The sequence below is a fragment of the Nannocystis sp. RBIL2 genome, from assembly GCF_026626745.1.
Lineage (GTDB): Bacteria > Myxococcota_A > Polyangia > Nannocystales > Nannocystaceae > Nannocystis.
This window is the reverse complement of sequence record NZ_JAPNJW010000002.1, coordinates 5187691-5202701: the sequence shown is the minus strand read 5'-3', so window position 1 is coordinate 5202701 and position 15011 is coordinate 5187691. Positions and strand designations below refer to the sequence as shown.

The window sequence follows — 15011 nt, the reverse complement described above, 5'->3', positions numbered from 1 at the left end:
CGCCGCCCGGGCGGCGGGGTATAAGCGCGGCGGGCGTGGATTGCCCTGACGACAGCACCTTCGCCGCCTATCTCGAGGGCGCGCTGACCGGGGCGGCGGCGGCCGGCTTCGAGGCCCACCTCGACGGCTGCGACGCCTGCCGCGAGGCCCTGGCGGCCCTGGCTCGCGTGATCGCCCCGGCGGCCGCGGACGCGCCCGAGAGCCCGGCGCCGCGATTGCGCGCGCGCGGCAGCACGTGCGGGCGCTACCTCGTCCTCGACGTGCGCGGAGCCGGCGGCATGGGCGTCGTGCACACCGCGTACGATCCCGAGCTCGACCGCAAGGTCGCGCTCAAGCTGGTGCGGCCGCAGGCGTTCGGCGGGGCGGCGCACCTGCGCGAGCGGCTGGCCCGCGAGGCGCGGGTGCTGGCGCGGATCTCCCACCCCAACGTCGTGCCGATCTACGACGTCGGCGAGGCCGACGGCGAGGTGTTCATCGCCATGGAGCTGGTGCCCGGGCCGACCCTGGCGCGCTGGCAGACCGAGCAGCCGCGGCCGTGGCGGGCGATCGTCGACATGTACCTGCAGGCCGCCCGCGGGCTCGCGCACGCCCACGCGGCCGGGGTGGTGCACCGCGACTTCAAGCCCGGCAACGCGCTGGTCGGGCCCGACGGGCGGGTGCGCGTGGTCGACTTCGGTCTCGCGGTCGCCGGCGAGGCGAGCCCCGTCGAGGCGCCGGAGCGGGCCGCGTCGGCGTCGCTGACCGCCACCGGGGCGCTGGTCGGGACGCCGGCGTACATGGCCCCCGAGCAGTGGCGCGGCGCGCCGGTCGACGCCCGCTCCGACCAGTACAGCTTCTGCGCCGCGCTGTGGGAGGCGCTCGCCGGCGCGCCGTACCGCCTGCCGGACACCACCTGGCGCGGGGCGCCGGCGCCCGAGCCGGCGCCGGCGCCGACCGGCGGGCGGGCGTTCCCGCGGTGGCTGCGGCAGGTGCTGCTGCGCGGCCTGGCCGACGAGCCGGCGGCGCGCTTCCCCGCCATGTCGGCGCTGATCGACGCCTGCGAGCGCGGCCTGCACCGCCGCCGCGGCACCCTGCTGGCGGCCGGCGGCGTGGCGCTGGCGGTCGCCCTGGCGCTGCTGTGGACCCGCGGCGAGCCGCCGCCGCCGCAGCTGTGCCGCGACGACCCGTCGCTGCTGGCCGGAGTGTGGGACGGCGAGGCCGCGCGGGCGCTGCGGCAGGGCTTCCACGCCAGCAACCTGCCGTTCGCGACCACCGTCGCCGCGACCACCGTGGCTGCGCTCGACGCCTGGGCCGCGCGCTGGCACGGCGAGCGGCGGGCCGCCTGCGAGGCGACCCGCGTCTACGGCCACCAGACCGAGGCCGAGCTGGCGCGGCGGACCGCCTGCCTCGACGACCGCCGCGCGGCCCTGCGCGAGCGCGTGCGCCTGCTGCAGACCGGCGAGCGCGACGTGGTCGAGGCGGCGGTCGCCATCGCCCACGACTTGCCCGAGCCGGCGGCCTGCCGCGACCCGGCCGCGCTGGCGCAGGCCGGCGACGGCGACGACGACGACGCCCGCCGCGGCCGCGCCGAGGTCGACCGCGCGGCCGCGCTCGTGCAGGCCGGGCGGTTCGCCGCCGCCCAGACCGCGGCCGAGAGCGCCGGCGCGACGGCGCGCGTCCGCGGCTGGCACGGCCTGGCCGCCGCGGCCCAGCGCGTGGTCGGCGAGGCGCGCCAGGGCCTGGCCGACGCCGCCAGGGCCGAGGAGGCCTGGTACCAGTCGCTGTGGGCGGCCGAGGCCGCGCGCGACGACCGGGCGGCCACGCGCGCGTGGCTCGGCCTCGCCGCCCTGCTGGCCGACGACCTGGCCCGCCCCGACGAGGCCCGCCGCGCCGTGGCCCACGCCCGCGCCGCGTTCGCCCGCGTCGGCGACGATGCGCTCCTCGGCGCCGAGCTCGAGCTGGCCGCGGCGCTCGCCGAGCGCAGCTCCGGCGACTTCCAGGGCGCCAACGCCCGCCTGCGCGAGGCCGTGGCCGCGCTGACGCAGCACGCCGAGCCCGCCGACCCGCGCCTGCTCACCGCCCTGCGCCAGTACGGCCGCAGCTTCTTCGACCTCGGCGAGCACGAGGCCGCGGTCGCCGAGTACCGCCGCGCCCTGGCGCTGGCCGAGCAGCACCTCGGCGCCGACCACCCGGCGGTGGCCGACCTGGCCAACAACCTCGGGACCTCGCTGCTCGACCTGCGCGACGTCGCCGGCGCCGAGGCGGCGCTGCGCCGCGCCCTGGCGATCGACCTGCGCGTCCACGGCCCGCTCCACCTCAGCACCGCGGCGGCGTTCGGCAACCTCGCCAACTTCGAAATGGTCCGCGGCGACTTCGCGCGGGCCGAGCAGGCCTACCGCGCGACCCTGCAGATCTACACGCGCCAGGCCAAGCCGCACCCCGACGCCGCCAAGGTCGCCTACAACTTCTCGTCGCTGCTGATCAACAGCCAGCGCCCGGCCGAGGCGCTGACGCAGCTGCAATGGGCGCTGCAGCTGCAGCGCGCGACCCTCGGCGAGGACCACCCCGACACCGGCGCTTACCTCACCGGCGTGGGCATCGCGTTCACCGAGCTCAAACGCCCGGCCGAGGCGGTCGCGCCGCTCGAGCAGGCGGTGGCGCTGTTCGAGCGCCGCCCGCGAGACGCCCGCTACCTGGCCGCCGCCCGCAACGAGCTGGCCCGCGCGCTGTGGGACGGCGGCGGCGACAAGGCCCGCGCCCGCAGCCTGGCCGAGCAAGCCGCCGCGACCTTCCGCGAGTCGAGCGGCAGCGAACGCATGCTCGCCGAGGTCGAGACCTGGCTGGCCGCGCATTCGTTGCCGGCGCGGCGTGGGTGAGGCTGTCCTGAGAGACATGTCTTAAATGTAAGGTCCTCAAAGACATGTCATCTGCCCACGCTCCGGAGCCAGGCGAGCGGCCGCGGGCGTCGAGGAGCCCGGTGAACTCTGTTTCTCCGGTCGACGCGGCGACGGGCTTGAACTGCAGCGCAGCGGCGGTATCTTGGCTCGCGTGAGGGTATTTTTCGGCCTGGTCGCGTGTGTCGCGGTGCTCAAGATCGCGGCGGCGATCGGGCTGGTCGTCGCCGCTCTCGGCCGCGTGTCCTTCGATGCTGCGGCCGAGGTCTCTTGTATCGGTACGCTCGCGCTCTTGCTCGGCTCGGCGGTCCATTACGCCCGGCGCGGCACTGTCGTGCCGCCGCGCCCGCTCCTCGGCGCGGGCGCGGTGCTGCTGGCCGCGCCGCTGATCGCCGTCGCGCTCGGCGCCGAGGCCGTCGCGGCGTGGGAACCGGAGCGCTTCGCGGCAGAGTCAGGATTTGTCGCGTTCCAGATGGTCGGTCTATGGATCGCCGGCGGGGTGCTGTTCGGCGGCCCGTTCGCCTGTCCCGAGATACAGGAGATGCCGGAGCACCAGGTCCGCCTGCGGACCGACTCCCGGCTGGTCGGATGACGCCGGGAGGGTGGCTTTCATCGCAGACCGGCGTGCTCGGCCGCGAATCGCCGTGCTCTGCCTAGAGCGGAAATTCACCCCGGTGACGGAGCTCCGGGGGGAAATCCGGCAAGGCCAGGAGGTTGTCGTTCCAGTGGCCATTCGCGTGCGTCTGCACGTGCTTTCCGTGTTCGCCTTTGACCACGCCGACCTCCGCGCGATGCGTGCCATCGAGCGTGTAGAAGGTATCGGTCCCGGCTTCGATCGACCGGATCACCCGGCTGACGCTCCACTTCCAGTTCGACCCGCCCAAAAACGTGATCCCCGAATACCGGTCCGTACGGGGCTCCTTGGTGACAAAATAGACTCGTACATCTGCCATTTGATGAGGAAGTGCCGTCGCCGGGGCAGACCGGTAACAGGGTGCGAGGTGATGGGGCTCACGGGCGGGGACAGGTCGAGGATGCCGTCCCGAATGAAGTCGATGCGGCCCGCCGAGCGGCGTCGAGGCGGCGCGCCAGGGTCATGCGATTCCCGGCGGGGGCGCCCGGACGATGACGCGGTCCGCGGCGAGCGGTGGCGGACATGTCTCTCGGGACATGTCTGAAAGATCTGCGGCTCAGTCCGCGAGCTTGCCGGCGATCCACCGCGTCGTGTCGGCGACCACGTCGTCGCGGTTCGTCTCGTGGAACATCTCGTGGCGGCCGCCTGGCCACAAGTGCAGGTCGACCTGGAGGCCGAGCTTGCGCATCATGGCCACCAGGGCCTGGACCTGGCGGCCCTTGCCGCCGACCGGGTCGAGGTCGCCGCCGACCACCGAGTAGGGCACGCGCGGCAGGCGGGTCAGGAACTCGGCGGTCTGCAGGTGGGCCTGGCCGCCGACGAGGTCGCGCCACAGCGAGGTGGTCGGCAAGAAGCCGCACAGTGGGTCGTCGACGTAGGCGTCGACCTGGGCCGGGTCGCGCGACAGCCAGTCGAACTCGGTGCGGTTGGGGCGGAACGCCCGGTTGTAAGTGCCGAAGGCGGTGGCGTTGAGCAGCTTGCTGCGGCCGCGCACGCCGATCCGGCGCAGCTCGACCTGGATGAGGCCTTGACCGATCCGCAGCAGCGCGCCGACCTTGCCGGTCGCGCCCGACAGCACCACCGCGGCCGGCCGCGCCCCGCTGGTGGCGAGGTCGTGCAGCGCGATCACCGAGCCCATGCTGTGGCCGAGCAACGCCCACGGGACCTCGCCGAAGCGCGTGCGGGCGTGGGCGCGCACGCGCGCGGAGTCGGCGAGCACGCCGGCCCAGCCGCTGTCGCCGAAGAAGCCGAGCTCGTCGGGGCCGGGAGCCGTGTGGCCGTGGCCGCGGTGATCGTGAGCCACGACCGCCAGGCCGGCGCCGCACAGGCCGGCCGCGAGGCCCTCGTAGCGCCCGGCGTGCTCGGCCAGGCCGTGCAGCACCTGGACCAGGCCGCGCACCGGCTGGCCGTCGGGGGTCCACACGTGGACGTGGGTGGTCACGCCGTCGCCGGAGAGGGCTTCTGTGTCGTGCTTCACGCGCGCACACTACCACGCCTCGAGGTCGGATCACCGTCTGCCCGCGGCGGCCCTGCTCGCGTTACCCTCGCCGCCATGGCCAAACCGCGCCTCGTCGCAGTTCTCGCGCTGTCCCTCGCCGGCGGCTGCATTCAGTTCGAGCACGGGTCGACCACCGACGGCGCCGGCTCGCCCGGCACTACCACCGGCGAGGACGAGAAGCCGCCGCCGACGGTCGAGTGCGACCCGCTCAGCCAGGACTGCCCCGACGGACAGGCGTGCTCGCTGAGCGGCGACGACTTCGTGTGCATCGAGGTGTTCGTCGACGGCGCGCCCGGCGACCCGTGCCAGGCCGCCGGCGAGTGCGGCCCGGGCCTCGTGTGCCTGTCCTCGGTCGTGCTCGGCAGCTGCGACGGCTCGTCCTGCTGCAGCTCGCTGTGCGAGGTGAGCGACACCAGCGCCCAGTGCGGCAGCTCGTCCGAGGTCTGCGCGCCGGTGTTCGACGGCGAAGAGGTGCCGCCGATGTGGGCCGACTACGGGGTGTGCCGGCTGCCGAAGTAGGGCCCCGCGAGGCGCGCGCCGGGTGGGTCGCGAATCCCTCGACATGTCGTGACGGACATGTCCGATGGGTCATATGGTTTCCGCGGCGCTCACTCCCAGACCGAGCACGCGCCGAGGTCCCCGTACTTCGGCGTCGGCTCCTCGAGCAGGGGCAGGCACTCCTGGCCCGCGCCCGGGCAGGTGTTGGGCTTGCCGAGGTCGCAGTAGGGCATGCAGCAGCCCGCCGCGTCCTGGTCGCACTCGACGGCCACGGCGGGGAACAGGCACAGGAGGCCGGGGTCGCAGACGTTGAGGAATTCGCAGGCGTCGAAGACCTGACCCTCGCGGCCGCCGGCGTCGGGGTAGCAGGCGAACACGCCCTGCTGCGCGTGGTGCGGGTAGCAGGCCTCGCCGACGGGGCAGTCCTGCACCAGCGGATCGCAGCCGGGGAGGCAGAGGATCAGCACATCGTTGTCGGCCTGCGCGCAGTAGGTGTCCGGCGCGGCGCAGCTCGGTGACTCCGGCGTGCCCTCGCACATCGCCACGCAGTGCCCCGCGAGCTGGTCGTCGAGGTCCCAGCACATCAGGTGCTCGTCGCAGGTGTCGAGGCCGGAGGTCACGGGGGCGGTGACGGTGCACGGCTGGCCGAGCTGCGCCGGCTGCGGGGCGAGCGGCACGCACTGGTAGCCGGTCCAGGTCAGGCCGGCGCCGTCCTCGTCGTAGGCGGCGCACTTCTGGCCCTCGGGACAGTCCTCGAGCCAGGGGTCGCACGCGACCGGGACGTCGGCGGTGGTGGTCGAGGTGGTGTCCTCGGCGGTCGTCGCGGTGGCGCTGGTGCCGAGCGAGTCGGGGTTCGTCCCGCTCGCTTCGCCGGTCGCTTCGGGGCCGTCCTCGGAGGTCGCGCTCGCCGAGGTTTCGCTGGTGCTGGTGGTGCTCGCGGTGCTGGTGGTGCTGGTGGTGCTGGTGGGGCCGGAGCTGTCGAACATGGCCGCGGTCGGGTCGGCGCCGCTGGCGGGAGAGGGGTCGGAGCCGCTGCTGCCGTCGCTCGCGGTCGTGTCGTTCTCGGCGGCGGGGCAGGCGAGCAGGCTGAGGAGCGGGAGGACGAGGAGGGCGCGGAGCATGGGTGATTCCTTCGTGGCAGTGCAGGCGCCGCGGTGAGCACATGGCCCTTCGGGCATGCCCGAAGAGGCATGTCGAGCGCCGCGGCGCGGGGACGGAGGTGTCCCCTTCGAATCGGGCTTGCCCGCGCCGACGCCGGCGCTGACAGGCGCTGGCCCTCCTGCCCGTGGGTTGCGCGAAGAACCGGGCCGCGCGGGCACGGAGACGCGGTCAGGTCCGAGCGGGGTCCGAAGCGCGCGACGGCCCTCGGTCTGGAGGGTCGCAAGCTCGTCGGCGGATTCGCTCGCCGGGAGCCGCGATCGAAGAGGCGCGACCTCGTCTGCCGCGTGAGGACGCGGACGAACAGCTCGACCTCGGTGCGCTTCCGGCAATCATGGAAGGTGGCGCGGAGCGGTCGGCTCGCCTAGCAGGCAGCGGCTCGCGATGGAACGACGGACCCGGACGCGCCGCGAACAGCGGCCTCGGTGCACTCTTTGGAAAAATCATGATCATGGCCGATTCGGCCGCGGGTCGCGACGCGAACGACAGGGTCGGACGCGGACGAACAGCTCGACCTCGGTGCGCTCTGGGCAATCATGGGAGTGGCGCGGAGCGGTCGACTCGCCGAGCCGGCGACGGCGGGCCTCGGTGCACTCTCGACAAAAATCATCGAGGGCGTGGTTCGCGGCGTGAACGATGGCGGCGAACTCGCGTGCAGACGACGAGCCGTCCGAGGCGTCGTCGGCCCGCTCGAGCACGGTCGCGCTCGCCGGTGTCACTCTGACCTGAACGATCGGCCAGGTATCGAGAAATCTTTTTAGAAGTTCCTAGAAGTTCCCCCACGTCGTGCTTGGGAAAAACCCCGTGAGGCAGATTGCAACATTGCGCGACGCGGGGCGACGCTGCAGGCTCAGCGGCGATGACGACCTCGAATGTCGCGACCGCGCGCCGAATCGGCGGACTCATGTTGGGCTTTGCGCTCGTCGGGTGTGGCGGCGGCGAGGAGCCGGCCGGCGATCCGTCGCTGGTGGACACCGAGGCCGGCGCGGTGCAGGGGCGCGTCCAGGACGGCGTGCGCAGCTTTTTGGGGATCCCCTACGCCGCGCCGCCGGTGGGGCCGCTGCGGTTCGAGCCGCCGGCGCCGCATCCGGGCTGGGACGGGCCGCGCGAGGCACTAGAGTTCGGCCCCGGCTGCCCGCAGATCGTCGACGGCGTGGCGAGCGGCGAGGAGGACTGCCTCACCCTCAACGTCTGGGCGCCCGACGACGACGGCGCCGCGCATCCGGTGATGGTGTGGATCCACGGCGGCGGCTTCGTGGGCGGAGCCGCCAGCGAGCCGCTGTACGCCGGCGCGACCCTGGCGCGCGAGCAGGGGGTCGTGGTCGTCAGCCTGAACTACCGCCTCGGCGCGCTCGGCTGGCTGGCGGCGCCGGAGCTGGCGGACGCGGGCGCCAGCGGCAACTTCGGCCTGCGCGACCAAATCGCCGCGCTCGGATGGGTGAAGGCCAACATCGCCGGCTTCGGCGGCGATCCGGGGCGCGTCACGCTGTTCGGCGAGTCGGCGGGCGGCTCCTCGGTGACCTGCCTGCTTGGCTCGCCGGCGGCCGACGGCCTCTACCACGCGGCGATCGTGCAGAGCGGCGGCGACCCGAGCAGCCTGCCGATGCTCGGCGATCCGGACCGGGACCCCGCGGCCGCGGGCGCGGAGATCGTCGCCGCGGTCGGCTGCGCCGGCGAGGCCGATCCGCTCGCCTGCCTGCGCGCGGTCCCGGCCGACGCGCTGGTCGCCGCGGTCGGCGAGTTCGACCTGCTCGAGCCGGTCAGCATCGGCCCCGTGGTCGGCGACGCGCTGTTGCCCGAGCAGCCGCTGACGCGGATCGCCGCAGGCGACGCGCCGGAGGTCCCGCTGCTCGTCGGTGCCAACGCGCAGGAGTTCGGGCCCTTGCCCGCGGTGCTGCCGGTCGCCGACGAGGCCGCCCTGAAGGCGATCCTCGGCCTGATGTTCGGCGAGCTGGCCGAGGCCTTGCTCGAGCTCTACCCGCCAGCGAGCTTCGGCGGGCCGGGGCCGGCCCTGGCGGCCCTCCTCGGCGAGCGCACCTTCGTCTGCCCGGCCCTGGCCCTCGCCGCCGCCGCGCCGCAGCCGAGCTGGTCGTACCTGTTCGCGCACACCCTCGCCGGCGAGGCCGGGGCCTTCGGCTCGTTCCACGCGCTCGAGGTGCCCTACGTGTTCGGCAACCTCGACGCGCTGCCCGAGGGCGTCGCCCCGACCGCGGCCGACGAGCAGGTGTCGGCCTTCATGCGCGACGCGTGGGGCCGGTTCGCCCGCGAGGGCTCGCCAGGCGACGACTGGCCGGCCCACGCGAGCGGCGGCGCGGTGATGCAGGTCTCGACGAGCCCGGCGGCGACCGCCGACGTCGACGCCGGCCGCTGCGCCGAGCTGGCGGCGCTCGGGTTGACGCCATGAACAAAGGGACATGTCGAAATCGACATGTCCCTTGAAGAATGTCCATGAGGGCATGTCGCGAGCGACATGCCCTGAGAGCCATTAATAATTACGGCCCGACGTGGACGGCCTGGCCGGCGATCAGGTCGGCGACCCAGTCGACCAGCGGCGTGTCGCCGACCTTCGCCGAGTACAGGCTGCTGCCGAGGAAGGTGTGCTGCTCGCTGTTGTCGACGAAGAAGGTGCCCCACACGCCGGCGGGCTCGTTGTAATAATTGTCGCGGGCGTCGATGAGGGCCGCCTCGAACGCGGCCTGCGGGGTGTTGGGCAGCAGGGCGGTGCAGTCGTTGCCGCCGAAGCCGAAGAAGAAGCGGATGACCGAGTCGCCGGTCGACGAGATCAGGGCGAGACGCTGGTCGGCGTGCTTCCCGGCGATGTAGGCGCCGATGTTGATGATGCCGCCGCCCTGGCTGGGGAAGCAGTCCTGGCAGCCGGCGGGGATCGTGTCGTCGAAGCCCCACAGGTCGCTCCACTTCTGCTGCAGGCACAGCGGCGCGACCTCGAAGCCGAGCGGCGGGCCGGAGTCGTCGAGCAGGGTGACGCGGGCCTCGGGGAAGGCGTCGGCGATCCGGTCGTAGTTGAAGGCGGCCCCGAAGCCGCCGGCGCTCTCGCCGGTGACGAGCACGTGGCCGACGTCGGTGAAGGTCGGGACGACGCGCTCGAGGTAGGCGGCGACGTTGCGGAAGCCGACGAACTGCTGCACGCCGGCCTCCGAGTCCTGATCGGGGCGGTTGCCGGCGTGCACGTCGCCGGTGCAGTACGGCACGAAGATGTGGGTCCAGTCGCCGACCGGGTTCTGCGGGCCGGGGTCGAAGATGCCGTTGTTGCTGCCGTCGAAGTCGCCGCCGTCGAAGCTGGACGGGTTCTGGGCGCAGGTGAGGGCGTTGAAGCAGGCGCCGCCGCCCTGGAAGTAGATCACGAGGCCGTCGCCGGTGCCGTAGCGGACGCCGATGCCGGTGCTGCTGCCGTCGCGGCACAGGGCCTCGGGGAAGTCGATCCAGTTCCACTCGCCGGGCGGCGCGTCAGGCAGCGGCTCACCGTCCCACGGCGAGGGCGGCGGCGGGTCGCCGGTGGTGCCGTCGGTGGCCCCGTCGGTGGTGCCCGCGGTGGTGCCGTCGGTGGTGCCCTCCGAGGTGCCGGGTGTGGTCGGGTCGCCGGTGGTCGGGTTCGGCTCGTCGATGGTGGTCGGGCCGGCGCTGGTCGTCGGGTCGTCGGTCGCGGTGCCGTCGGTGCCGCCGTCGGTCGTGGTCTCGCTGGTGCCCGCGGTCTCGCTGTCGCTGCCGGCGACTCCGCCGCTGTCGCCGCAGGCAGGCAGGAGCGCGCAGATCCACAGGGGTGCAACGGCGAGGCGACGAACGGGAGTCAGCATCGCGTCATGCTAACCGAGCGGCGGGTCGCACCACCGCCTGCTCGCGCCGGCCTAGACTCACACGTTGCGAGCGTTCAAAACCGCCCCTGGAGGACGAAGCCGGTCTGGCCGGCGCCGAAGGTCGGCGCGAAGCTGACGCGCTGCTTCTTCAGGCTGAACCGCTGCACGAGCAGACCCGTGGTCGCGCCTGCGACCGCGCCGGCGCCGAGGCCGAGGAAGAAGCCGCTGGCGAGGCGATGGGCGGTGAAGCAGTCGATGCCCTCGTTGTTGGTGCACACCAGCGACGCGGTGTCGTTGGCGTTCCAGTGCCCGGTCGAGACGCCGCCCCACACCCCGCCGGCGAGCAGCGCGACCGCGCCGACGCCGAGCTCGGTCCACCACACCCACGGCTTCACGTCGTACTCGGCCGTCAGGCCGGTGGCCCACAGGCCCACCGCCACGCCCATCAGCCCCGAGCCCGCCGAGCGCAGGCGGATCGCCGGCAACAGCTCGCCGTTGGCGACCTTCGTCAGCTTCTTCTCGTCGTAGACGTTGCTGCCGTGGACCGCGAGCGCGAGGCCGGTGATGAACACCGGCACGCCCGAGACGATGAGGCCGGTCGACAGGCGCATGCGCGTCTTCTTCGGCACGCGCTCGGGCACCGGCGGCGGCGCGGGGGCGGCCTCGGGCGCGGGCGTGGGCGTCGCGGCGGCCTCGGCGGGCGCGGGCGTGGGGGCCGGCGCGGGCGTCAGCGAGGGCGCCAGGGCGACCGCGAAGGTGGCCGTCGGCTGGGCGCCGAGGGTGACCTTCTCGACGTAGCGCTGATAGCCGGGGGCCTGCACCGTGACCTCCCAGTCGCCGGGCTCGATGCGGACGGCGCACCGGCCCTGGCCGTCGAGCGGGCAGGGCACCGGCTCGGCGTTCAGCTGCATCTTCTTCAGCGACACCGTCGCCCCGGCCGCGATCGCCTCGTTCGGACCGACCTGGAACGTCGCGGCGCGGAACGCCGGGTCGCTGGCCAGCGCCACGTCGAGCACGAAGCCGGGCGCACCTGGCTTGATGGTCAGGTCGCGCGTCGACGCGGCGTAGGTCGGCGCGCTGATCTTGAGCTGCCACTTGCCGGGGTCGACGTAGAGCGTCTTGCCGCCGGCGGTGAACTCGGGGGCTCGCGGCGGCAGCTCGAAGACCAGCGGCGGGCGCTTGTCCTTGTCCTCGTCGACGCGGGTGAGCGTCAGCGTGGCGCCGAGCTCGGCGACCGCCGACGGGGCGATGCGGACGAGCACCCCGGTCGCCGCCGCCTGGGCCTTCTTGCTGCGGCTCTCGGCCTGCTCGCGGCCGTCTTCGGGGATCCCGGTCTGCTGGAGGTAGATCTCCCAGTAGCGGATCGCGTGCGCGCGGTGACCCAGGGCGAGGCGGGCCAGACCGGCGTTGAACAGGTCGCGCGGCTCGTGCACGCTGGCCCACAGGTCCTCGAGCAGCTGCGCGGCCTCGAGGTACTTCTTCTGGCCGTACAGCGCCGCCGCCTGCTCGGCGCGCGCGTCGGCCTCGACGGCGGTCGCGGGCGCCTGGGCGGGCGTGGAGGCGGGCGCGGGCGTGGCGGCGGGCGCGGGTTCGGAGGTCGGGGGCGTGGCCGCGGGCTCGGCGGCCGCGGCGGTCGCGAGGGTCAGGAGGAGCCACGAGAGGCTGACGGGCATCGACATCTCCGAGCGGCGGGGGGTCGTCCGGCCGCGGCTGGCCGGGGCGCGATGATACGCTCGCTCGTCGCGCAGCGTCAGCAATTGTCGCGCCGCGCTGCCCCCCGGTAAGCTCATGTGTCATCCTCGCGCGCGATGCTGCGATGGGGACGAGGCTGGGTGTGTTCGGCGGCGGCGAGCGTGGCCGTGGCGCTCGCCGGCGAGGCCCGAGCGGCGGGCGCGCGGGCCTCCACGCCGACGCCCCCGAGCCCGATCTTCGGCGGCGAGGAGGTCGAGATCTGCGCCTTCCCGGGGGTGGTCTCGCTGAGCGACGGCAGCACCCGCTGCACCGGCGCGCTCGTGCATCCGCGCCTCGTGCTGTACGCCGCGCACTGCGGCGCGACCGGCATGAAGGTCGGCTTCGGTGAGTCGGCCACGGCCCCCGCGCAGGTCGTCGAGCCCGAATTCTGCCGCGTCCACCCCGACTACGGCGGGCTCGGCAGCGAGGCCGTCGACTTCGCCTTCTGCCGCCTCGCCGACCCCGCGCCGGTGCCGGTGCTGCCGATCGCGTTCGGCTGCGAGGCGGGGCTGCTGGCGCCCAAGGCCGCGGCGGTGATCGTCGGCTACGGCGAGACCGAGTCGGGCACCGGCGACGGCCCCAAGCGCTGGGCGGCCGCGCCGGTGCGGCTGGTGCTCGCCGATTACTTCGAGGTCGGCGGCCTCGGCGAGCCGGGCGTGTGCGCCGGCGACTCCGGCGGCCCCGCGCTGCTCAGGGCCGTCGACGACACCTGGCGGGTGTTCGGCGTCGCCTCGGTCCACGCGGCCGGCTGCGGCGGGATCGGCCACTACGCCTACGCCGAGCGGGCCATACCCTGGCTCGAAGAACAGGCCGAGCTCGACCTCACGCCCTGCCACGCGAGCGACGGCAGCTGGCGGCCCGACTTCCGCTGCGACCATTTCGCGCGGGCGAACAGCGCGGGCGTCGGCGCCTGGACCGACTCCTGCGCCGCCGCCCCGGCCGGGCCCGCCGGCACCAGCTGCGGCCCCGCGTTCGACGCCAGCCCCGACGACACCCCGCCGACGGTGGCGATCACGAGCCCCGAGCCCGGCCCGCAGCCGGGGCCGACCGCGGTCGTCGAGGTGGTGGTCGCGGCCGAGGACGTCGGCTGGGGCGTCGCCGAGGTCGCGCTCGAGATCGACGGCGAGGTCCAGGCCCGCGACGAGGAGCCGCAGTGGCGCTTCGGCGCCGCCGAGTTCGCGCCGGGCAGCCACACCCTGGTGGCGATCGCCGAGGACGCGGCCGGCCACGTCACCCGCTCCGAGCCGGTGGTGCTCGAGGTCGAGGGCGACAGCGCCTCGGGCGGCGGCGCGGGCGAGGGCGGCGAGGGCTGCGGATGCCGCAGCAGCGACGGCCGCGGCGGGCTTCTGTGGCTGGTCTTCGGGACATGGTGGATGGGCCATGTCCGAAGAGCAAGACGCGCGCGCGGATGAACGAGCGCTGACTCACCGCCGGGGCGGCCGCCGGGCCCGGCGTTTCGCGCTAAACCTCGCGCGATGACCGTGCGCAAGCCCGAGCCCGAGCTCCAGCCCCTCGACCTGTTCCAGGAGTGGTTCGCCGCGGCGGCCAAGACCGGGATGGCGATGCCCGAGGCGATGACGCTGGCCACCGCCGACGAGCACGGCCGGCCGTCGGCCCGCATGGTCCTGCTCAAGGGCTTCGACCCGGCCGGGCGCCTGCGCTTCTTCACCAACTACGACAGCCGCAAGGCCGGCGAGCTCGACCGCACCCAGCGCGCGGCGCTGCTGTTCTGGTGGCCGGCGCTCTACGTGCAGGTCCGCGTCGAGGGGACGGTCTCCCGCCTGCCCGGCGAAGAGTCCGACGCCTACTTCGCCACGCGCCCGCGCCTGAGCCAGCTCGGCGCGATCATCTCGCCGCAGAGCCGCCCGATCGAGGACTTCCAGTCGGTGCTCGACGGGGTGTCGCACCTCGCCCACGAGCTCGGCGACACCCCGGTGCCGCGCCCGGCCCACTGGGGCGGCTACGCGGTCGAGCCCGACGCGTGGGAGTTCTGGGTCGGCCACGACGGCCGCCTGCACGAGCGCTTCGTCTACCGCCGCACCGACAAGGGCTGGAGCTTCACCCTGCTGGCGCCCTGAGCGCCGTGCTACTCTGGCGCAGTGGACGCACCGATCGACCTCCGCCCGGTCTTCCGCGCGCACTGGCCCAGCTACGGGCCAGACTGGGACCGCGCGATCGAGCTGGGGATCGACGTGGCAGAGCTCGAGCGCAACCTGGCGCTGACGCCGGAGCAGCGGATCTTGCAAAAGCACCGCACGCAGCAAGCGATCGCGCTGCTGCGCGCAGGACTGAGCCGTGCAAGACACGCCTGACCTGCTGCAGCGCCTGCTCGCCGCCGGCTTCGAGTTCGTGATCGTCGGCGGGGTGGCGGCCGCGGTCCACGGCTCGGCGCGAAACACCGACGACCTCGACGTCGCCGCGCTGTTCACCGCCGACAACATGGCCCGGCTCCTCACCGCGCTGCGGCCGTTGCACCCGCGCAACGCGACTCGACCCGACCTCGGCGAGCTCGACGCGACGCCGGAGCAGCTCGCCCGCTATCGCAACCTCTACCTCGTCACCGACAGCGGCCGACTCGACGTCCTCGGCGAGGTCCCGCCGCTCGCCAGCGTCGCCGAGCTCGTCGGCGCCGCCGAACCACTCGAGTTCCTCGGCGCGACCTGCAAGGTCATCTCGCTCGACCACCTGATCACGATCAAGGAGTCGGTCGGCCGCCCGAAGGACCTGCTGGTCGTCGCCGAGCTCAAGGCGATCCGCGACCGCCTGCGCAACGAGCCGCGACCGCCGCGCGGCGAGCACTGATGATA

Annotated in this window: 13 protein-coding genes; 8 read left to right on the top strand and 5 right to left on the bottom strand. The window is 74.0% G+C overall.

Annotation, left to right across the window (positions count from 1 at the left end; all coding sequences use genetic code 11):
* Window positions 1–35: 35 nt before the first annotated feature.
* Both OV090_RS45575 and OV090_RS45570 read left to right on the top strand, forming a co-directional pair.
* Entirely contained in the window at window positions 36–2855 is a 2820-nt protein-coding gene (locus OV090_RS45575) for a tetratricopeptide repeat protein (protein ID WP_267711278.1), read from the top strand.
* Window positions 2856–3027: 172 nt separating this feature from the next.
* A complete protein-coding gene (locus OV090_RS45570; protein WP_267711276.1) occupies window positions 3028–3465 on the top strand; it encodes a hypothetical protein in 438 nt (145 codons plus the stop codon).
* Between the two features lie 61 nt (window positions 3466–3526).
* Here OV090_RS45570 and OV090_RS45565 read toward each other — a convergent pair whose 3' ends face one another.
* Window positions 3527–3826 (bottom strand): DUF3892 domain-containing protein, encoded by a 300-nt coding sequence (locus tag OV090_RS45565; RefSeq protein WP_267711273.1) that lies wholly within the window; start codon window positions 3824–3826, stop codon window positions 3527–3529.
* Between the two features lie 237 nt (window positions 3827–4063).
* Window positions 4064–4984: an alpha/beta hydrolase gene (locus tag OV090_RS45560; protein WP_267711271.1), complete on the bottom strand. Its 921-nt coding sequence runs from the start codon at window positions 4982–4984 to the stop codon at window positions 4064–4066.
* 75 nt (window positions 4985–5059) lie between these two features.
* Here OV090_RS45560 and OV090_RS45555 point away from each other — a divergent pair, with 75 nt between their 5' ends.
* Entirely contained in the window at window positions 5060–5524 is a 465-nt protein-coding gene (locus OV090_RS45555) for a hypothetical protein (RefSeq protein ID WP_267711270.1), read from the top strand.
* A gap of 89 nt (window positions 5525–5613) precedes the next feature.
* Here the strand turns inward: OV090_RS45555 and OV090_RS45550 are convergent, their stop codons facing one another.
* Window positions 5614–6624, bottom strand: a complete 1011-nt coding sequence (locus tag OV090_RS45550) for a hypothetical protein (protein ID WP_267711269.1) — start codon at window positions 6622–6624, stop codon at window positions 5614–5616.
* Between the two features lie 941 nt (window positions 6625–7565).
* Between OV090_RS45550 and OV090_RS45545 the strand changes: the two genes are divergently transcribed.
* Window positions 7566–9065, top strand: a complete 1500-nt coding sequence (locus OV090_RS45545; RefSeq protein WP_267711268.1) for a carboxylesterase family protein — start codon at window positions 7566–7568, stop codon at window positions 9063–9065.
* An 88-nt stretch (window positions 9066–9153) separates the two neighbouring features.
* Here the strand turns inward: OV090_RS45545 and OV090_RS45540 are convergent, their stop codons facing one another.
* Window positions 9154–10473 (bottom strand): pectin acetylesterase-family hydrolase, encoded by a 1320-nt coding sequence (locus OV090_RS45540; RefSeq protein WP_267711267.1) that lies wholly within the window; start codon window positions 10471–10473, stop codon window positions 9154–9156.
* A gap of 74 nt (window positions 10474–10547) precedes the next feature.
* Window positions 10548–12146: a PEGA domain-containing protein gene (locus tag OV090_RS45535; RefSeq protein WP_267711266.1), complete on the bottom strand. Its 1599-nt coding sequence runs from the start codon at window positions 12144–12146 to the stop codon at window positions 10548–10550.
* Window positions 12147–12281: 135 nt separating this feature from the next.
* Between OV090_RS45535 and OV090_RS45530 the strand changes: the two genes are divergently transcribed.
* The 4 genes from OV090_RS45530 to OV090_RS45515 all read left to right on the top strand — a co-directional run bounded on the left by OV090_RS45530 (window position 12282) and on the right by OV090_RS45515 (window position 15006).
* The gene (locus OV090_RS45530) at window positions 12282–13616 is read left to right on the top strand and encodes a trypsin-like serine protease (protein WP_267711265.1); all 1335 of its coding nucleotides are present in this window, start codon (window positions 12282–12284) and stop codon (window positions 13614–13616) included.
* 63 nt (window positions 13617–13679) lie between these two features.
* The gene (gene pdxH / locus OV090_RS45525; RefSeq protein WP_267711264.1) at window positions 13680–14282 is read left to right on the top strand and encodes a pyridoxamine 5'-phosphate oxidase; all 603 of its coding nucleotides are present in this window, start codon (window positions 13680–13682) and stop codon (window positions 14280–14282) included.
* A gap of 21 nt (window positions 14283–14303) precedes the next feature.
* Window positions 14304–14516 carry a hypothetical protein gene (locus tag OV090_RS45520; protein ID WP_267711263.1) on the top strand — a complete coding sequence of 71 codons (213 nt, stop codon included), beginning with the start codon at window positions 14304–14306 and terminating at the stop codon, window positions 14514–14516.
* The gene (locus OV090_RS45515) at window positions 14500–15006 is read left to right on the top strand and encodes a hypothetical protein (protein ID WP_267711262.1); all 507 of its coding nucleotides are present in this window, start codon (window positions 14500–14502) and stop codon (window positions 15004–15006) included. The genes OV090_RS45520 and OV090_RS45515 overlap by 17 nt, the downstream gene beginning before the upstream one ends.
* The last annotated feature ends 5 nt before the right edge of the window (window positions 15007–15011 follow it).